At 70.4% G+C, this 18,635-nt stretch carries 13 protein-coding genes and 1 pseudogene; 4 read left to right on the forward strand and 10 right to left on the reverse strand.

Features of this window, described 5'->3' with window-relative positions:
• Nucleotides 1-239: 239 nt before the first annotated feature.
• The 4 genes from ABIH81_RS19840 to istA all read right to left on the reverse strand — a co-directional run bounded on the left by ABIH81_RS19840 (nt 240) and on the right by istA (nt 4,424).
• Complete coding sequence (locus ABIH81_RS19840) at nt 240-1,328, reverse strand: LacI family DNA-binding transcriptional regulator (RefSeq protein WP_349876393.1); 1,089 nt, start codon at nt 1,326-1,328, stop codon at nt 240-242.
• A gap of 533 nt (nt 1,329-1,861) precedes the next feature.
• Complete coding sequence (gene istB, locus ABIH81_RS19845; RefSeq protein WP_349876394.1) at nt 1,862-2,650, reverse strand: IS21-like element helper ATPase IstB; 789 nt, start codon at nt 2,648-2,650, stop codon at nt 1,862-1,864.
• Nucleotides 2,647-2,946: a hypothetical protein gene (locus ABIH81_RS19850; protein ID WP_349876395.1), complete on the reverse strand. Its 300-nt coding sequence runs from the start codon at nt 2,944-2,946 to the stop codon at nt 2,647-2,649. The genes istB and ABIH81_RS19850 overlap by 4 nt, the downstream gene beginning before the upstream one ends.
• Nucleotides 2,943-4,424, reverse strand: a complete 1,482-nt coding sequence (gene istA, locus ABIH81_RS19855) for an IS21 family transposase (protein ID WP_349876396.1) — start codon at nt 4,422-4,424, stop codon at nt 2,943-2,945. The genes ABIH81_RS19850 and istA overlap by 4 nt, the downstream gene beginning before the upstream one ends.
• A gap of 314 nt (nt 4,425-4,738) precedes the next feature.
• Between istA and ABIH81_RS19860 the strand changes: the two genes are divergently transcribed.
• Nucleotides 4,739-5,538, forward strand: a protein-coding gene (locus ABIH81_RS19860; RefSeq protein WP_349881094.1) for an IS5 family transposase whose coding sequence is annotated in 2 segments (ribosomal slippage) — nt 4,739-5,075 and nt 5,075-5,538 — 801 coding nt in all. Because the reading frame shifts where the segments join, the coding sequence is not laid out codon by codon here.
• A gap of 242 nt (nt 5,539-5,780) precedes the next feature.
• Here ABIH81_RS19860 and ABIH81_RS19865 read toward each other — a convergent pair.
• The 5 genes and pseudogenes from ABIH81_RS19865 to ABIH81_RS19885 form a co-directional block, all read right to left on the reverse strand.
• On the reverse strand, nt 5,781-6,983 hold the full coding sequence (locus ABIH81_RS19865; protein WP_349876397.1) for a hypothetical protein: 1,203 nt from the start codon (nt 6,981-6,983) through the stop codon (nt 5,781-5,783).
• A gap of 1,079 nt (nt 6,984-8,062) precedes the next feature.
• A pseudogene (locus ABIH81_RS19870) lies at nt 8,063-8,197 on the reverse strand (transposase); the annotation flags it as partial.
• Nucleotides 8,198-8,230: 33 nt separating this feature from the next.
• Complete coding sequence (locus ABIH81_RS19875; RefSeq protein ID WP_349876398.1) at nt 8,231-9,103, reverse strand: oxygenase MpaB family protein; 873 nt, start codon at nt 9,101-9,103, stop codon at nt 8,231-8,233.
• 150 nt (nt 9,104-9,253) lie between these two features.
• A complete protein-coding gene (gene glpK / locus ABIH81_RS19880) occupies nt 9,254-10,777 on the reverse strand; it encodes a glycerol kinase GlpK (RefSeq protein WP_349876399.1) in 1,524 nt (507 codons plus the stop codon).
• 43 nt (nt 10,778-10,820) lie between these two features.
• A complete protein-coding gene (locus ABIH81_RS19885; protein WP_349876400.1) occupies nt 10,821-11,588 on the reverse strand; it encodes an IclR family transcriptional regulator in 768 nt (255 codons plus the stop codon).
• A 189-nt stretch (nt 11,589-11,777) separates the two neighbouring features.
• On the opposite strand from ABIH81_RS19885, the gene ABIH81_RS19890 reads away from it, so the two are divergent.
• From ABIH81_RS19890 to ABIH81_RS19900, 3 genes are all read left to right on the forward strand, one after another.
• On the forward strand, nt 11,778-12,611 hold the full coding sequence (locus ABIH81_RS19890; protein ID WP_349876401.1) for an MIP/aquaporin family protein: 834 nt from the start codon (nt 11,778-11,780) through the stop codon (nt 12,609-12,611).
• Between the two features lie 47 nt (nt 12,612-12,658).
• Nucleotides 12,659-14,176 (forward strand): glycerol kinase GlpK, encoded by a 1,518-nt coding sequence (gene glpK / locus ABIH81_RS19895; RefSeq protein WP_349876402.1) that lies wholly within the window; start codon nt 12,659-12,661, stop codon nt 14,174-14,176.
• Between the two features lie 77 nt (nt 14,177-14,253).
• Nucleotides 14,254-15,978: a glycerol-3-phosphate dehydrogenase/oxidase gene (locus tag ABIH81_RS19900; RefSeq protein WP_349876403.1), complete on the forward strand. Its 1,725-nt coding sequence runs from the start codon at nt 14,254-14,256 to the stop codon at nt 15,976-15,978.
• A gap of 15 nt (nt 15,979-15,993) precedes the next feature.
• Here ABIH81_RS19900 and ABIH81_RS19905 read toward each other — a convergent pair whose 3' ends face one another.
• Nucleotides 15,994-18,399 carry a PEP/pyruvate-binding domain-containing protein gene (locus ABIH81_RS19905; protein ID WP_349876404.1) on the reverse strand — a complete coding sequence of 802 codons (2,406 nt, stop codon included), beginning with the start codon at nt 18,397-18,399 and terminating at the stop codon, nt 15,994-15,996.
• Between the last annotated feature and the right edge of the window lie 236 nt (nt 18,400-18,635).

The raw sequence follows: 18,635 nt of genomic DNA on the forward strand, positions 1-18,635 counted from the left end.
TCAGGCGGCCTTTTCTCGCCTGACTGTGACCTGGATCACTTGACACCGTAATACTTCCTCATGTACGGCGAAATATCTTGTGTTAGGGCAATTATGCTGCTATTCGCGTACGGAGAACTACGGACAGCCGTGCGCGCGAACCCACCACCAGCCGCACCTGGCGGGCGGCGCAACTGACTCCCCGTGGTCTCTGCCAGCCAGGCCCGCCTCCCGCCTCAGCGGACATCCGTCGGATCAGGTCAAGAACCCGCACGAGGTGCCGTCGATCCGCGTACGACCAACGTGGTGGGGAACGTGGTCGTGGTCTGTGACGTCGGTCCGATCAGCTGTTCGACGGCCGCGCGGCCCTTGTCGCGGTGCGGCTGGTGCACGGTGGTGAGCCCCGGATCCGACCACGCTGCAGGCGGTGCGTCGTCGAACCCGACGATGGAGAGTTGTTCGGGCACGCTGATGCCGCAGACGGCGGCAGCCCGCAACGCGCCTAATGCGAGTTCGTCGCTCGCCGCGAGCAGGGCTGTCGGTCGTTCGGCGCCGCCGAGCAGGTCGGCGGCGGCGCGGTAGGCGGATTCCCGGCCGTAGGGTGCGCACTCGACGACGGGCACGTCGGCCCAGGCAACACCGCCTGTTGCCAACCCCTCGCGGTATCCCGCCAGGCGTTCACGCATGACGTGATGCTGGGCGGCCTGCTGGCGAGCGAGGTCAGCCCGGCCTGCACGGCCATCAGGCCGCAACGGCGACGCCAGCACGGCGATGCGCCAGTGGCCGAGGCCTACCAGGTGGCGCGCAGCGGTCGCCGCGCCCTTCCGATCGTCGATACCGACGTGGCTGATTCCGGGCCGCAGCGGGCCGTCGACCACGACCGCGGGCAGGCCGCGACCCATCACCGTGTCGACGCGGACGTCCCCATCCACGTCGCAGTGACAGACGAAACCGTCGACCAGCGCCCGTTCCACCAGCTCGGTGCCGGTGCCGCGCGGGATGAGGACCACGCCGACACCGATCCGTTCGCAGACTTCGCCGATGCCGGTGGTGAAGAGCGCCTCGGCCGGGTCAGTGAGCGCGAACGTGAGCGGATCGTCGAAGACCAGCCCGATGGCGCCGACTCGTCGCCGGCTGAAGGTGGCCGCGATCGGATCGGGGCCGCGGTAGCCGAGCCGGTCAGCCTCAGCGAGGATGCGCTCCCGCAGCTGCGCGCTGAGCTGATCGGGCCGGTTGTACGCGTTGGACACCGTCGCCTTCGATACCTGCAGCGCGTTAGCCACATCGGCCAGCGTGAGACCGCGACCAGGGCGTCCACCGCCGACTCGCTTTCGTTCCTCATCAACCACCTGATGATGGTATCCTCTGAACCAGTTCAGACTTAACTAGTTCAGAACGTGGGTACCTCGTGGTCAGACGCCGTCCTTCAGACCCAACCGTTCGCAGGCACAAGTCCTCGGGCTGGTCCCCAACGGTCGGCGGTGAAAACCAGGGCGCTACAGACCGGATCACCATCCGAAGGAGGCTCGATGGACCCATTCGGCATCCGCGCAATCGAGGAGACCAAGCGGCAGGTGCTGAGTGCCCGCCCCTGGGCTCCTGTCGTGCCGGACGAACCGCGCTCGACATCGTCCCTAGCTAGCCTGCGCGGCACGGTGGCTTCGTTGCTGCGACGGGTGGCAGACCATGTCGAGCCCGCGCCATGTGCCGCCCCTCTCCCCGGCGGCGTCCCACCTCCCGGCCGTGGCGGTTGAGCGACGGGATGCCCGTGAGAGGGCAGTTGTGTCAAGGGTCAGGACGAAGTCCTGTCCGATGGCCTTTGAAGTTCCTCGTGGGCGGACAGCAGAATTCCGTGCTGGTGGTCAGGTGATCTCCGGGTGGGTTAGGTCAAGGTTTTCACCCCCTTGCCGGCGAGGGCTTGCTGCAGGCGGTGGGAGTCGCCCTGGGTGGTGATCAGGTGGGCGTGGTGCAGTAGTCGGTCGACCGTCGCGGTGGCCAGGGTCTTGGGCATGAAGGTGTCGAAGCCGGACGGGTGGATGTTGCTGGTCACGGCGATGGATCGGCGTTCGTAGGCGGCGTCGATGATGCGGTAGAAGGCTTCGGCGGCGTCTTGCCCGGCGGGCAGCATGCCGATGTCGTCGATGACGATCAGGTCGCTGCGGCAGATCCGGGTGATGGTGCGGGCGGTCGAGCCGTCGGCTTTGGCCCGGCTGATCGTGCTGGTGAGGGTTTCGAGGGTGAACCAGGCCACGCGTAGGTCGGCTTCGATCGCGGCGTGGGCGAGGGCTTCGACGAAGTGGGATTTGCCGGTGCCCGACGGCCCGACGACGGCGAGGTTCTCGGCCCTGCCGATCCATTCCAGGGCGGCCAGGGCCTGCTGGGTGGCCGCCGAGATTGATGACTCGTCGGGTCGCCAGGTGGCCAGGGTCTTGCCGGTGGGGAAGTTCGCGGTCTTGCGGCGTAGTCGGCGGGTCGCGGCGTCGCGGCCGATGACTTCTTCGTTGATCAGCACCCGCAGGACTTCGGCGGGGTCCCAGCGTTGGGCCTTGGCGGTGGCGATGACATCGGGTGCGGCCGCGCGCAGGTAGGGCAGCCGCATCCGGCGTAGGAGTTTGTCCAGGTCGTCGGGCAGGGGCGGTGCCGGCCGGGATGTCGGGGTGGGGCGGGTCATCGGGTGGTGGCCTTTCTGAGCGGGCGGTGCAGGGTCAGGGCGTTGTGTTCGACGAGGCTGGCCAGGCCGGCCGCGGCGAGGTGGCCGTGGCCGCTGCCGTCGAGGAAGCCGGCCAGGTCGGCCTGCGTGTCGTGGTCGGCGTGACGCAGCCAGTCCTCGATCAGGTCGAGCAGGCGGGCCAGGTCGGCAGCCTCGTCGGGGTCAAGGACGACGCCCTTGAGGTCCGGTTTCATTTTTGAAACCGTCTGGTCGGCCAGGCTGGTCGGTGCCGGGGTGGCCGGGGGTGTGCAGGTCATCGGCCGAACCTTTCCCAGGAGGCGGTGCCGGGCTGCACCGAGTAGGTTTCGTCGACGCGGACCAGGTCACCGGGCTCACCGCGGGTGGCCAGGTGGTCCAGGATCGCGCCGAGATCCGCGTCGTCGAACCGGCCGGCGGCTGCGGCCAGGCCGAGGGCCTGGTCGACGCGAGCCGCGTCGAGGATGGTGGCGAACTCGACCGCGCGGGCCATCTTCGCCCGGACCCGGCTGGTGCCGGTCGCGGCGGCCTCGACCAGCCACGCGTGGGCGCCGTCACCGATGGCCAGGAAATCGGCCTCGGCCTTGCTGCGGGCCCGCGGCCTCGGCGGGCGTGGGTGGTTCCCGCCCGGGTGGTGCGGGTAGTGCTCGTCGAGGATGCGCGGGTTGCCGGGGGTGGACAGCAGGTGCCGGGCGATCTCGACGGTGCCCGCCGGGGTCATCGCGACGATGGCCAGTTCCTCACCGACGGTCCGGCACCACACCCGGGTGCCGACGTGCCCGGATGGGGTCGAGTACCGCACCGACCCGACCCGGACCGTCTGATCGTCGTTGACCAGGCGTTCTTCCCCGAGCGCGGCGGTGTGCGGGTCCGCGGGCAGGACATGCAGGTGACCGCGTTCGACCGCGAGCCGGTCAACCGGGGCGGCGCCGGTCTCCCGGTGCGTGCGGGCGTTGATGTGTTCGCACCACTGCTCACACGCCGTCATCAGCTCGGCGAAGGTGGCGTACTGCCCGCGCAGGTTCGTCTCGGTGGGCACCAGATCGGCCTTGGCGACCCTGACGGTGGCCTCGACACCGCCCTTGGACTCCGGGTCGAACGGCTCACACGAGTGCACCGTCGCCCCGTAATGCCGGCCCGCCGCGACGACCGTCGGATGCCTGACCGCGACGCCGGCGACGTGCTCGACGGTGACCGTCTTGGCGTTGTCGCCCAGCAGATACGCCGGCACCCCACCCAGCCGGCGCAGCGTCGCGTCCAGGCAGGCGATCAAGGTGCCCATCGTCTGGTCGTAGACCGGGATCACCACCCGGAACCGTGACCAGGCCAGCCACGCACAGAACAGATACGTCTTACGTCCGTCGATGCGGGGCCCGTCACCCCAGTCGAACTGCAGCCACAGCCCCGGCTCGGGCACCCACGGCCGGTACGTGCGCCGCCGCCCGGCCCGCCACGCGATCTTCGCCTCACGCACCGCCCGCCGGGTCGTGCGTTCCGTGCCGGTGAACCCCATCGACACCAGGCGCTCGTGCACCTTGTCCGCGCGGATCTTCGCTTTCGATGCGTCGACGAGCTCTTCCACCTTCGGCAGGAACGCATCGATCAGCTTCGGCCGCGGCGCCGTCCGCACCCGCAGCGGATCCCCGCCACCCGCGTCGCGCAGCGCCACGTACCGGCGCACCGTCTTCGGATCACACCCCGCCAACTGCGCCGCCGAATGCGGACAGCGGGTCAGGTCGTACGACTCCAAGATTTCCATGATCTCCCTGGCAGACTTGGTCACGGTCTCTCCGGCGGCTCGATGTGCAAGGTCAGCAACCCGCATCGAAACCGCCGGAGAGATCCACTTTCACGTGGCCGAGACGGAGATCACCTGACCGCCCAACAGGATTTCTGCTGTCCGCGAGCAGGGACTCAACTGTCCGTCGACAAGGATTTTTCAGTGTCCGCTAGCAAGTTGTCTCGCGGTAGCGGTCAGTCAGTTAGAGGTCCTAACGAAATGATGTTGGGCGTAACCGACGGACGTGAGGGTCGTTTCGTCTGAACGTGAGGAGGGGTGAGCAGCCGCCGTGGATCGTCTCGGATGAGTTGTGGGCCGAGATCGCACCGTTGCTGCCACCCCGCCCACCCAGGCGGAGTCGGTATCCGGGGCGTAAGCCGCTGGATGACCGCAAGGTGCTGTGCGGGATCTTGTTCGTGCTCTACACCGCGATCCCGTGGGAGTACCTGCCTCAGGAGTTGGGGTTCGGGTCGGGGATGACCTGCTGGCGCAGGTTGCGGGACTGGAACGAGGCCGGGGTGTGGCAGCGGCTGCACGAGACACTGCTGGCCCGCCTGCGGGGCGCGGGCCAGTTGGACATGTCCAGGGCGGTGATCGACGGCTCGCACATCCGGGCGCTCAAGGGCGGCCCAAAACTGGTCCGAGCCCGGTCGACCGCCGCAAACCGGGCTCGAAACACCACGTCATCACCGACGCCGGCGGCATTCCCCTCGCCGTCACACTGACCGGCGGCAACCGCCACGACTCCACCCAGACCACCGCCCTGCTCGACGCCATCCCGCCGATCGGCGGCAAGCCCGGCCCACCCAGGCGGCGCCCCGACCGGCTGTATGCCGATCGGGGCTACGACTACGACAGCCACCGCCACCAGATCCGCGCCCGCGGCGTCACCCCCGTCATCGCCCGACGCGGCACACCGCATGGCTCCGGCCTCGGCACCCGACGCTGGGTCGTCGAACGCACCATCGCCTGGCTGCACTGGTTCCGCCGCCTACGCATCCGCTGGGAAATCCGCGACGACATCCACCAGGCATTCCTCAGCCTCGCCTGCGCCCTCATCTGCTGGCGCCAACTCCAACGCACCCAGAGTTAGGAGCTCTTAGGGCACGGCGGCGAGCAGGAGCTGACGACGGCGAGCCGGCGGCGGCACGTTGCTCGTTTGGTACGGGTTAGTCAGTGAGCGGTGAGGGCGCGGCGAGGCCGAGCCGGGCGCCGAGTACTGGACCCTGGTGGACGGCGTCGACGGCGGTGGGTAGATGGCGGCGGTGCCAGCGGTGCAGGACGACGGCGAGGTCGGTGCCCCAGCCCTGGTGTTGGGTGAGGGCGGTGACGAGATCAGCCGCGGCACAGGGGCACGTCCGGCTCGACGACGGTGCGGTTGACGATGTCCTTCTTCAGGAAGTCCGCCTCCTTCGGGATGTCGACCTTCAGCACCTCCTTGATCGCCTTCGCCAAAGGCTCGGACATGTTGATGCCTTCACCAGCGCGGACGGTCGCCACGAGCGTGGATCCCCGGCACTTGACGGCTGGACCGGCCAGCGGCAGTCCCACCCGGCCGGCCGCCGAACCGTTGGTCAGACCGACCGAGGCCACGATCCCGACGAACGGCCCGGCGCCCGCCACCGGCAGGCCGATCATCAAGCCGAATCGGAACTCCACCGCCAGGACGATCGCCTCGACACCGATGGACACGCCGCGCAGGGACTGCATGATGCTCTTCTGTACGGAGAAGGTGGGCGTCAGCACGGACGAGCCGGCGTACCCGATCGGTCCGGCGAGCCCCCATTGGCCGGTCGCCGACAGGTTGCCGTTCTTCGCCGTGAATGCCGTTTCGACGAGGAACTTGAACGTCTGTTTGAGCGTCGCGGGAAAGCCCCCGATGATGATCGGCTGCTTGACCTCGATCGGGAACTCGATCTTCGCCTTCTTGTTGTCGCTGAGCCCGCCCTGGGCGCCGGCGGCGATCGTCACGGCGAGTCCCTCGACCCCGTCGATGCGGAACGACGGGTTCGGGATGATGCCGTTCGTCACCCTGATGTCGCCGTGGACGCGCAGGTTCCGGACCCGCAGCTGGATGTCGAAGTCGACCTTGAGGCCTCCCGGGCCCGCCTGCGCGGCAGTCGAGTGCTCGGCGGTCAGCCCCAGCTTCGCGCTGTCCTTGTACGCCGTCACGTCCCAGTCCCCGATCTTGCGCTGGGCGCTCTTGGCCGCCTCCGGGCCCGGCCCGCGCGCCGGCCGAAGGGGGATCGGGGGTACGGCGAACCGGAAGTCGCCTGCCCCGATGGCATTCGTGCCCATCCCGGTGGCCTTCCGGGCATCCGGCAGGACCGGCGTGGCCTCGGCCCCGTCGACGACCTCCCCCAGCAGGTCGGGCAGTTGGCTGAAGGCCTGCGACTCGAGATCGAGCGTCTGGTCGATCGTGAAGTGACCGTCGCGCACCACGTCGGTCAACTCGACGGGGGCCAGGGTGACGGCCACGTCGCCGCCCGTCGGCTCCACTCTCACCACCCGGCCGAGTGCCTCGCTCGTGGCGAACATGATCTTCCCGGGCGCGAGGTCGTCGGCGCCCTTGGCGTCACCGTCGATCACGTACGTGAAACCGTCCCGGCTCACCGAACGGATGGCGCTGCCGCCCCCGGAGACGAGCACGACGTCCGGCTGATATGCCACCGACCGGTCCGGCTTCGGCGCGTACCCGTACTGCCGGCCGGTTGGGTCCGAGCCTGCGGAGCCGCTCATGCCGCACCCGGACGTCACCGCGACAAGGCACACCAGTGCTGCGGTGCCGCCGAGTCCGCGGCGGACCAGGGTGCGGCTAGGCGTGCCGCCGCGGCCGGCGCCGCGCTCCGTCCGGGGCGCATGGGTGGTCATGGCTCGACGCTAGGTGGCTGGGGCGGTTACCGAATCGGGTGATTCCCTATGCAGAGCCGATTCCACGCGGTCTGTACGGTGCCAAAACTCTGTTTCAGGCATGTGCGCCGCGAATTCAGCGCGTTCCGACCGCACTGACCCGTCCGGGCTGCTGGACGCGGCCCTTCCGTCCCGCGTTTGGCGGCCGGATGCGCGGGAACACCTCGCCAATCGGGCCCAGGCGACCCGCCATGTCTGTCGTCCGGCAGCGCTGGCGATGCCGGCGAGACCCGAGGAGGAGCGAGGATGAGCCCACGCAGGACAACGGTCCCGGCACGCAGACCACCCGGGTCCGCCAAGGCCACCGGGGCGACGAAGATGCCGCCGAGCCGGAAGGTGGCGGCCAAGAAGGTCGCCGCTGCCACGAAGCGGGCCACCGGCGCGAGCGCAGCCAAGACGCCCGGCGAGAAGCCCACGCCGACCACGCCCCGCGTCGCCCGGAAGAAGGACGTTTCCGCCACTACGGCCTCGCCGAGCCGCAGGCCGACGGCGAAGGCGGTCGCCGCCAAGAACGCACCACCAAAGAAGGCGCCGTCAGCGAGGACCGCGGCGAAGAAGGCACCGGCGAAGAAGGCCGCGCCGACCCGGGCCCGCACCACGTCCGCCACCAGGGCGCCGGCCAAGAAGGCGACCACCATGGAGTCGTTCGGCAACCGGCGTACGGCGCGGAAGACCTGAACTTCGACGCCTACCCGGTGTGTCGCACCAGCTCGCTGCTCGGTCGGGAAGTGCCCCCGCCGGCGGGCGGCCTGCCGGAACCGGGCGTTCACGGACTCGATGATGTCGGTGGTGCAGAGAACCTTGCGAACCTCGTGGTCGTAGTCGAGAAACGGCACGAACTGCGGCCCGCTCCGACGGCAGCGACGGCCGCTCCCTTATGCGTGGGGATGACCAGGCACGTTGGCTTTGTGCGGACCGAGCTGGCTGATCTCGTACCCGTCGGGATAGCTCTCGGCTTTGATCCCGTCGGCGAACAACGGCGTGGTCCCGGGCGCTCCGAACCAACGCTGGAACCGCGCGCGCGTCTTCAATGCCAGGTGCAGGCCGGCCCGGACCGGCCACGCCGGGGCGTCGACCCGCGTCGCCCGTCGGAGTGGCGCGTCGTACATGGCGCTGACCAGTGCGTTGCCCAGCGGGGCGAGGGGCTTGGGGATGCGGGTGAGCATCAGCATGCGGGTGGCTCGCTCGATGGCGGCCGCGTCGTCGTTGGGCTTGAGGTGTGCCGAGTCGTGGGCGTCGAACCAGGTCTCGAACGCTTCGTAGGAGTCGGGGATGCCGGTGATGCCCATCCGCCGGCCGAGTTCGCGGTAGAAGAGGTAGGTGGCCTGCCGTTCGTGGCAGCACGGGTGGCGCCAGCCGTACCGCTGCAGCCAGCGAGTCGGGATCACCACCAGGCAACCGAGGACGTAGAGGTAGTCGTCGTTGCCGATGTCGTACGGGCGGTGGATCTGGTTGACCCGTCGCAGCGCCTCCCGCCCCCGCGGCTGGTCGAAGCCGTTGAGCACCATCTCGTACATGAGGAGCCCGGTGTCGTCGATGCGCTTGCGCGTACGCTCGGTCAGCTCGCCGGTGGCCACGTGCACGGCCGAGATCGACGGGATCGAGAAGGACCGGTTGAAGGCGAGGTTGAGCCCGAGCTTCATGTCCCACGGGAACTCGTACCGCAGCATCGTCTGGTAGATGGCCAGGTAGTCATGCTCGGGGTCGAGGGCGCGGATACGAATGAGGTTGGCGTATCGAGCTTTCATCGGCGGGTGTCTCCAAGCGTGGACTGCGAGGCGGGCAGGTGCCGAGAGGCAGCCAGCGTCCTGGCTACCATGGACGACCGGGCGTAGGTAATGGACACGAGCGTCGGCCAGGCGATCTCACCGGCGTGACCTCCGGAGGTACGGTGCAGGTCATCCGTTGCCGGTGCGGGTCCCAGGCTTGATCCAGTCGAAGGTGCGCTCGACCGCGCGCTGCCAGTTGTCACGCTCCTCGGCCCGGAAGGCTTCGTCCATCTGCGGCACCCACCGAGCGGCGAGGTGCCAGTTGCTGCGCAGTCCCTCCAGGTCGGGCCAGTAGCCGACCGCCAGCCCGGCGGCGTACGCGGCGCCGAGGGAGACCGTCTCGGCGACCATCGGCCGCACCACCGGCACCGCCAGCACGTCGGTGACGAACTGCATCAGCAGGTTGTTGGCGGTCATCCCGCCGTCGACTCGCAGCGCCGTCAACTCCAGGCCGGAGTCGGCGTTCATCGCGTCGACCACCTCGCGGGTCTGCCAGCCGGTGGCTTCCAGCACCGCGCGGGCCAGGTGCCCCTTGGTGATGTACGAGGTGAGCCCGACGATCACGCCCCGCGCCTCGCTGCGCCAGTGGGGCGCGAACAGCCCGGAGAAGGCCGGCACGATGTAGCAGCCGCCGTTGTCGTCCACCGTGCGGGCGAGGGTCTCGATCTCCGGCGCCGAACTGATCAGCTCCAGCCGGTCGCGGAACCACTGCACCAGGGACCCGGTGATCGCGATGGAGCCTTCGAGGGCGTAGACGGCCGGCTGGCCGCCGATCTGGTAGCCGACGGTGGTGAGCAGCCCGTGGCTGGAGTGCACCGGCTCCGTGCCGGTGTTGAGCAGCAGAAAGCTGCCCGTGCCGTAGGTGCACTTGGCGTCGCCCGGCGCGAAGCAGGTCTGGCCGAACAGGGCGGCCTGCTGGTCGCCGAGCGCCGCTGCGATCCGCACGCCGGGCAGGACGGCGGTCGCGGTGCCGTACACCTCCGACGAGGAGCGGATCTCGGGCAGCATGGCGGCCGGGATGCCGAAGAAGGCCAGCGAGTCCGGGTGCCAGCCGAGCGCGCGCAGGTCCATCAGCATGGTCCGGCTGGCGTTGGTGACGTCGGTCAGGTGCAGACCGCCGTCCGGGCCGCCGGTGAGGTTCCAGATCAGCCAGCTCTCCATCGTCCCGAAGAGCACCTCGCCGCGCTCGGCCCGCTCGGACAGCCCGGGCGTGTGGTCGAGCAGCCAGCGCAGCTTGGGGCCGGAGAAGTACGTGGCCAGCGGCAGTCCACAGTGTTGCCGGAGGTCCTCGGCGCCGGGCGCCCGGGCCAGCGTCTCCACCAGTGTGTCGGTGCGAGTGTCCTGCCAGATGATCGCCGGCGCCACCGGGACGCCGGTTCGCCGGTCCCACACCACGGTGCTCTCCCGCTGGTTGGCGATGCCGATCGCGGCGACCTGGCCCGCGACGATGCCGGCCTGGGCGAGGGCCCGGGGCACCACCTTGCCGACGTTGCGCCAGATCTCCAGCGCGTCGTGTTCCACCCAGCCGGGCCGGGGGAAGTGCTGCTGGTGCTCCCGCTGCGCCACGGAGACGAGGTTGCCGCGGCGGTCGAACACGATGCAGCGGGTCGAGGTGGTGCCCTGGTCGATGGAGACGACGTAGCTGTCAGTCATTCCTCGTCCTCTCTCGCGCAAATGGCGGGGCAGGGTGGACGGATCACCAGCGCGCCGCGCCGAGATCCCGGGACACCGCGCGTGCGGCGTCGCGGACGTACGCGACGAGCGTCGGACGGGGGCGGCGCTGCGCGTCGCAGACCCGGTCGACCGGGCCGGAGAGCCCGATCGCGCCCACGACGAGGCCGCCGTAGCCGCGGATGGGCGCGGCGATTCCGGCCTCGCCGAGGGTCATCTCCTCGATCTCGGCGCCCCAGCCGTTGTCCCGGATCTCGGTCAGCGCCCGGCTGAGGGTCCGGGCGGTGACCAGGGTGCGGCGGGTGTACGGCTCGGATTCGCCCTGCACGACCGCGTTGGCGGCGCCGACGTCGTAGGCGAGCAGGACCTTGCCGAGCGCGGTGGCGTGCGGGGGCAGCAGGGATCCGACGTCGAGGGTCTGCAGGGTGTCGTCGGGCCGGAAGACGTGGTGGACCACCAGCACCTTGCCGTCCAGCAGGGTGCCGATGCGGACGGCCTCGCCGCTGCGCGCGGCCAGCGGGTCCGCCCAGTTGATGGAGCGTGAGCGCAGTTCGTTGACGTCGAGGTAGCTGGTGCCCAGGTGCAGCAGGGCCGCCCCGAGCTGGTACTTGCCGGAGGTCTTGTCCTGCTCCACGAAGCCGACGTCCTGCAGCGTGCGGACGATGCCGTGCGCGGTGCCTTTGGCCAGGTCGAGGGAGCGGGCGATCTCCCCGATGCCGAGGCGGCCGGAGCTGCTGGCCAGCAGGCGGAGGATCGCCGCGGCCCGCGCGATGGACTGCACCTGACCCGGCATGGGGCCGAATGCTAAACGCGTTTCGCCGGCCGCAACAGTGTTCGGCATTGTCGACCGGGGTTCGTTGACCCGGCCCCGAGGGGTTCCTACGGTTCAACGCACGGTGACGTCACTGCACCGCCGCGTCACCGACCGGCCCTCTATTTCTCCGACGGGAGGGCTGCCACCCCCACCGCTTCTGGAGGCAAGATGGCGCAACGGTCGAAAGCGCCCGGGCTCGTCGGCGAGTTGGCCGCCGAGTTCGCCGGCACCGCGATCCTCATCCTGTTCGGCGTGGGCGTGGTCGCCCAGGTAGCCGCGGCGGGAACCGGAGAGTTCGACAGCATCGCCTGGGCCTGGGGCCTCGGCGTCACGCTCGGCGTGTACGTGGCGGGCCGCATCAGCGGCGCGCACCTCAACCCCGCGGTCACCGTCGCCCTGGCGGTCTTCAAGGGCTTCTCCTGGCGCAAGGTGCTGCCGTACACGCTGGCCCAGACCGCCGGCGCGTTCGTCGCGGCCCTGATCATCCGCTGGAACTACAGCGAGGCGCTGTCCCGGTTCGACCCGGGCCTGACCAGCAAGAGCCAGGGCGTCTTCTCCACCATGCCGGGCGCCGGTGTGTCCGAGTGGGGCGGGCTGCGCGACCAGATCATCGGTACGGCCATCCTGCTGTTCCTCGTCCTGGCGGTCACCGACGCGCGCAACTCGCTGCCCGCCGGCAACCTCGCCCCCCTGATCGTCGGCCTGATCGTGGTGGCGATCGGCATGGCCTTCGCCGCCAACGCCGGCTACGCCATCAACCCCGCCCGCGACTTCGGCCCCCGCCTCGCCTCGTTCCTGACCGGTTACGAAACGGCCTTCCAGGACACCAGCGGATACCCGTACTTCTGGGTGCCCATCGTCGGGCCGCTCGTCGGTGGCGTCATCGGCGCCGGCCTCTACGAGCTGATCATCGGCCGCTTCCTGCCCAGCGAGGACGAGCTGGAGCCGGGCACCCTGGCCACCGAGAAGACCCCGGCCGAGGACGAGCTCGCCCGCATCTGACAACGCCGACCCGAATCCTTTCGACGGACACAGAAGGAGACACCCGCATGGCTGACTTCGTCGGCGCGGTAGACCAGGGCACCACCAGCACCCGCTTCATGATCTTCGACCACGGCGGCAACGAGGTCGGCCGCCACCAGCTCGAACACCAGCAGATCCTGCCGCAGGCCGGCTGGGTGGAGCACAACCCACTCGAGATCTGGGAGCGGACCCAGACGGTCGTCCAGACCGCGATGAACGCCCACGGCCTGACCGCCTCCGACCTGGCCGCGCTCGGCATCACCAACCAGCGCGAGACCACTGTCGTGTGGAACCGCCGGACCGGCCGGCCCTACTACAACGCCATCGTCTGGCAGGACACCCGTACCGACCGGATCGCCTCGGCCCTGGAACGCGACGGCAACGGCGACGTCATCCGGCGCAAGGCCGGCCTGCCTCCGGCGACGTACTTCTCCGGCGGGAAGATCCAGTGGATCCTCGAGAACGTCGACGGGGTCCGGGAGGCCGCCGAGCGCGGCGAGGCCGTCTTCGGCAACACCGACACCTGGCTGCTGTGGAACCTCACCGGCGGCGTCGAGGGCGGGGTGCACGTCACCGACCCGACCAACGCCAGTCGCACCATGCTGATGAACCTGGAGACGCTGGACTGGGACGACGAGCTGCTGTCCTTCTTCGGCATCCCGCACGCCATGCTGCCGGAGATCCGGCCGTCGTCCGACCCCCGCTCGTACGGCAGCACCCGGCAGCACGGCCCGTTCGCCGGCCGGGTCGCGATCACCGGCGACCTGGGCGACCAGCAGGCCGCCACCGTCGGGCAGGTCTGTTTCGCCCCGGGTGAGGCGAAGAACACCTACGGCACGGGCAACTTCATGCTCCTCAACACCGGCACGGAGATCGTGCGGTCGAAGGCCGGGCTGCTCACCACGGTGTGCTATCAGTTCGGCAACGACGCCCCGGTGTACGCGCTCGAAGGCTCGATCGCGGTCACCGGCTCGGCCGTGCAGTGGCTGCGCGACCAGCTCAAGATCATCAACACCGCCGCGCAGAGCGAGATCCTGGCCCGCCAGGTGGAGGACAACGGCGGGGTGTACTTCGTGCCCGCGTTCTCCGGCCTGTTCGCACCGTACTGGCGCTCGGACGCCCGTGGCGCGATCGTCGGCCTCTCCCGGTTCAACACCGACGCCCACATCGCCCGGGCCACTCTCGAGTCCATCTGCTATCAGAGCCGGGACGTGGCCGACGCCATGGAGCAGGACTCCGGGGTGCACCTGGAGTGCCTCAAGGTCGACGGCGGCGTCACCGTCAACGACCTGTGCATGCAGATGCAGGCGGACATCCTCGGCGTGCCGGTCAGCCGGCCGGTGGTCGCCGAGACCACCGCCCTCGGCGCGGCGTACGCCGCCGGCCTCGCCGTCGGTTTCTGGAAGAACACCGACGAGCTGCGCGAGAACTGGAACGAGAGCCGGCGCTGGCAGCCGGGCTGGTCACCGGAGCAGCGCGAGAACGGCTACGGCCGGTGGAAGAAGGCGGTCCGGCGCACGCTCGACTGGGTCGACGTCGACTGACGCCCCACCCCTCAAGGATCCGGGCGGCCGGCGCCCGTCGCCGGCCGCCCCCACCCTCCTCAGGAGAGAGAAGACGGATGCTTTCCGCGACACTGTCACCGGCCGCCCGCGAGCGGTCCCTGGCCGCCCTCGGCAGCGGCCAGGAACTGGACGTCCTGGTGATCGGAGGCGGCGTCACCGGCGCCGGCTGCGCTCTCGACGCCGTCACCCGGGGTCTGTCGGTCGGGCTCGTCGAGGCCGGCGACTGGGCCAGCGGTACGTCGAGCCGGTCCAGCAAGCTCATCCACGGTGGCCTGCGTTACCTGGAGATGCTCGACTTCGGGCTGGTCCGCGAGGCACTGCGCGAGCGGGGCCTGCTCCTGCAGCGGCTCGCCCCGCACCTGGTCCGCCCGGTGCCGTTCCTCTACCCGCTGCGCCACCGTGGCTGGGAACGGTTGTACGCCGGCGCCGGCGTGCTGCTCTACGACACGATGAGCCTGTCCGGTAGCCACGGGCGCGGACTGCCGGCCCACCGGCACCTGAGCCGCCGCGGGGCGCTGCGCGCCTGCCCGTCGCTGCGGCCCGCGGCGCTGGTCGGCGCTCTGCAGTACTACGACGCCCAGGTCGACGACGCCCGGCTGGTGACCTTCCTCGTCCGCACCGCCGCCGGGCACGGGGCGCACCCGCTGTCGCGGGCCCGCGTCGTGGGTTTCCTGCGCGAGGGCGCCCGGGTCACCGGCGCGCGGGTGCACGACCTGGAGACCGACCGGGTGTTCGAGGTGCGTGCCCGGCAGGTCATCAACGCCACCGGGGTGTGGACCGACGACACCCAGGCCCTCGTCGGCGAGCGGGGCCAGTTCCAGGTGCGCGCCTCCAAGGGCATCCACCTCGTGGTGCCGCGCGACCGGATCCGGTCCAGCACCGGCCTGATCCTGCGCACCGAGTCCAGCGTGCTGTTCGTGATCCCGTGGGGCCGGCACTGGCTGGTCGGCACCACCGACACCGACTGGGAGCTGGACAAGACGCATCCTTCGGCGACCAGCCGGGACATCGACTACCTGCTGGAGCGCGTCAACGCGGTGCTGGCCACCCCGCTGACCCGCGACGACGTCGAGGGCGTGTACGCCGGCCTGCGCCCGCTGCTGTCCGGAGAGTCCGACGCGACCGCCAAGCTGTCGCGGGAGCACAGCGTGGTCAGTCCGGCGCCCGGCCTCGTGGTGGTGGCCGGCGGCAAGTACACGACGTACCGGGTGATGGCGCGAGACGCGGTCGACGAGGCGGTGCGCGGCCTCGGCGGCGCGGTGGCCGCCTCGTGCACCGACCGGGTGCCCCTGCTGGGGGCGGAGGGCTACGTCGCCCGGTGGAACCAGCGCCGCCGGCTGGCGCAGCAGTCCGGACTGCACACCGAGCGCGTGGAGCACCTGCTGCGGCGCTACGGCGCCGCCGTCGACGAGGTGCTGGCGCTGCTGCGGGAGGATCCCACGCTCGGTGAGCCGCTCGACGGCGCGGAGGACTACCTGCGGGTGGAGGTCGTCTACGCGGCGTCCGCCGAGGGGGCGCTGCACCTGGAGGACGTGCTGACCCGGCGCACCCACATCTCGATCGAGAGCTTCGACCGGGGCCTGATGGCCGCCCGGCCGGCGGCGACGCTGATGGCGCCGGTCCTCGGCTGGGGCGACGAACGGGTCGACCGGGAGGTCGCGCACTACGCCGCGCGGGTCCGGGCCGAGCGGGCCGCGCACGATCAGCCCGACGACGCGGCGGCCGACGCCTTCCGGCTGGACGCGCCCGACGTGGTGCCGGCGGCTACCGTGGCGGCCTGAGCGGGCTCCGGCGCGTCAGTCGGTGGTGACAGGTCGGTCGATCGTCACCGTCCCCGTGGCACCGTCGACCGTGATCAGCTGCCCGGTCCGGATGCGCTCGGTGGCGCCCGGGACGCAGATCACGGCGGGGATGCCGTACTCCCGTGCCACGGTCGGCCCGTGCGCCATCACCGCGCCGGTCTCGGTGACGAGTCCACCCGCGGTGAGGAACAGCGGCGTCCACCCCGGATCGGTCGTCGGCGCGACGAGGATCTCGCCCGGCTCGATCGACGCGCTCGCCAGGCTGCGGACCACGCGGGCGCGCCCGGTGGCGCGTCCTGATGCCGCGCCCGTGCCGGTGAGCGTGTGACCGTCCGACGCGCGGGCCGGCAGGAGCGCCTCCACGTCGGTGCCGTCGGAGAGCAGGGCGACCGGGACGGTCCGGCGCCGCAGCTCCCGCGTGTACGCCGACCGCCGTCCGGCGATCACCTCGCGCAGGTCGTCGCGCTGCACTGCCGCGCGCAGCTCGGGCAGGGTGAGGAACATGACGTCGTCCGCACGCTCGAGGAGACCGCTCGCCTGCAGCTCGGCACCGATGAGAAGGAGGCGCCGGCGTCGGTCGCGCAGCGCGTACAGTCCTGCGAACTTGCCCGCCTCACGCAGTCCGGTCAGCTCCCGCGACCGGCGCAGGAAGAAGCCGGTCACTCGGCCACGCACCGCCTGCTTGCGGCGTGCCCGCCGGGTGAGCTCAGCGAGCATCGCCTCGGCCCTGGCCGCGGCGTGCTGGAACCGCCGATCCGGGGCCTGCTCGGGATCGGTGACCCGCAGGTAGTTGGCGAGAATCGTGAACACCGGTGCCGGGTTCTCGGACCAGCGCGGTACGCCGACGTCGACCTCAGCGGCTGACCTGTGGCCGTACCTGTCGAGGAACGTGCTCAGGCCGATGTCGGGCAGTTCGCCTGCCAGGTGGGCCGCGGCGAGGTCGTCCGGCGGCGTGTGCAGCAGGATCTCGCGGTACGGGGTAGCGCGCTGGGCCACCTGCCAGAGCGCGAGATCCATCTCGATGGTGACGTTGTACGGCATGCCGCCGAGCACCGTGTGGATCTCGTCGTCGCTTGCGATCCCCTTGAGCAGCGGCGGCAGCGCCGCGGACACGAGGAGTCCGCTGACGACAGGCCAGATGATCCGGTCGAGCCGCGTCCTCGCGTGCGTGGCTTCCTCGACGAGGTCCAGCAGCTCGGCAGCCGAGGACGGGTCGGCTACCGGGTGCGTCCGGAGGCGTTCGATCTCGCCGGACACGCGTGCCCGGGCTGCCGCCGGGCGGGCCAGCGCGCGGAGGATCCCGGCCGCCGCCTTCGGTGCCGTGGTCAGAGCGGCCGCGCTGGGCCGGCGACGGTCACCCTTCTTGGGGGCGAACCGCGGGTCGTCGAGCAGGTGCGAAACCACCGCCTGCGCGCGTGGCCCGAAGTCGACAGCCATCAGTTTCACGAGTCGCTGCCGGGTCGACGGGTCGCGCAACGCGTCAGTCAGATCGCCGTACAGCCGCCCGCCGATGTCGACGATCTCGATCGTGAGGCCGAACGACGCGAGCATGCCGGCGAGCATCGACTTCAGGGTCGACATGCCCATCGGCGTCGTCGGCTGGAGCATGCCCTGGACGTGGCCGAACTCGACGTACAGGCGTGGGCCCGGTTTCGTGCTCCGGGGAGGCGCCGGGAACAGCGTGGTGATCGGCCGCGACTGCAGCAACCACAATGTGCCGTCGCGGTCGTAGGCCCACTCGATGTCCTGCTCGGCGCCGAGCCGGTGCTGGAGCCGCCTGCCGACCTCGCGAAGCTCCTTCAGCCGGACCGGGGTGAGGCAGCCGTGTTCCGCCGGTTCCGTGCCGTTCAGCACGTAGTGGTCGGCGGCCGTCGTCCCGTCGACGACGGCCGTGCCCGGTCCGGGTGCGGCGTCGACCACGGCCTCACCTCGCGAGCCGGTGAGCGGGTTGGCGGTGAAGAGCACGCCGGCGACCTCGGCGTCGACCATCCGCTGCACGACGACGGCCATGCGTGCGCTCTCGTGCGCGACTCCGACGGCCTCGCGATAGGCGATCGCGCGGTGGCTGTGCAGCGAGTCCCAGCAGGCGTGGATCGCCTTGAGCAACTCCTCGACGCCCGTCACCGACAGGTACGTGTCCTGCTGGCCGGCGAAGCTCGCGTCCGGCAGGTCTTCGGCGGTGGCGCTGGAGCGCACCGCGACCGGCCCGCCGCCGAGCCGGTCGTATGCCGCGAGCACCTCTTCGCGCGGCACCTCGCCGCGGTGGTGCGCCGCGGTCGTGATGCAGAAGCCGTCCGGCACCCGTTCGCCCAGCCGGATCAGCGCGGCGAGGCCGGCGGCCTTGCCGCCCACCAGATCCCGCTGTGCCGGGTCGATCGCTGTCAGCTCGAGCACGTCCATGCCGACCACCTCCGTTTTCAATACGACTGCAATGTATACCTTTCGCAATACGACCGCAATGTAAAGGGCCGGGCGCGGCCCGTTGACGGGGGTTGATGCCCAACTTTAGGGTCGAGCCCAGTATCGGGCCTGACCGTAAATGGTGCGGCCCTGCAACCGTCTCTGCGGAAGGGGCAAATCATGTCGGGAGTTGTATCGCGACGAGCGGTGCTCGCCGGTATCGGTGCGGTAACGGC

Origin of the sequence: Micromonospora sp. HUAS YX12 (assembly GCF_040215685.1) — a bacterium.
Lineage (GTDB): Bacteria > Actinomycetota > Actinomycetes > Mycobacteriales > Micromonosporaceae > Micromonospora > Micromonospora tulbaghiae.

Excerpts from the sequence above, each read along its gene's own strand:
- istB (WP_349876394.1), bottom strand. The coding sequence starts at position 2,650 with ATGACCCGCCCCACCCCGACATCCCGGCCGGCACCGCCCCTGCCCGAC.
- ABIH81_RS19850 (WP_349876395.1), bottom strand. The coding sequence starts at position 2,946 with ATGACCTGCACACCCCCGGCCACCCCGGCACCGACCAGCCTGGCCGAC.
- istA (WP_349876396.1), bottom strand. The coding sequence starts at position 4,424 with ATGGAAATCTTGGAGTCGTACGACCTGACCCGCTGTCCGCATTCGGCG.
- ABIH81_RS19865 (WP_349876397.1), bottom strand. The coding sequence starts at position 6,983 with ATGTTCGCCACGAGCGAGGCACTCGGCCGGGTGGTGAGAGTGGAGCCG.
- ABIH81_RS19875 (WP_349876398.1), bottom strand. The coding sequence starts at position 9,103 with ATGAAAGCTCGATACGCCAACCTCATTCGTATCCGCGCCCTCGACCCC.
- glpK (WP_349876399.1), bottom strand. The coding sequence starts at position 10,777 with ATGACTGACAGCTACGTCGTCTCCATCGACCAGGGCACCACCTCGACC.
- ABIH81_RS19885 (WP_349876400.1), bottom strand. The coding sequence starts at position 11,588 with ATGCCGGGTCAGGTGCAGTCCATCGCGCGGGCCGCGGCGATCCTCCGC.
- ABIH81_RS19890 (WP_349876401.1), top strand. The coding sequence starts at position 11,778 with ATGGCGCAACGGTCGAAAGCGCCCGGGCTCGTCGGCGAGTTGGCCGCC.
- glpK (WP_349876402.1), top strand. The coding sequence starts at position 12,659 with ATGGCTGACTTCGTCGGCGCGGTAGACCAGGGCACCACCAGCACCCGC.
- ABIH81_RS19900 (WP_349876403.1), top strand. The coding sequence starts at position 14,254 with ATGCTTTCCGCGACACTGTCACCGGCCGCCCGCGAGCGGTCCCTGGCC.
- ABIH81_RS19905 (WP_349876404.1), bottom strand. The coding sequence starts at position 18,399 with ATGGACGTGCTCGAGCTGACAGCGATCGACCCGGCACAGCGGGATCTG.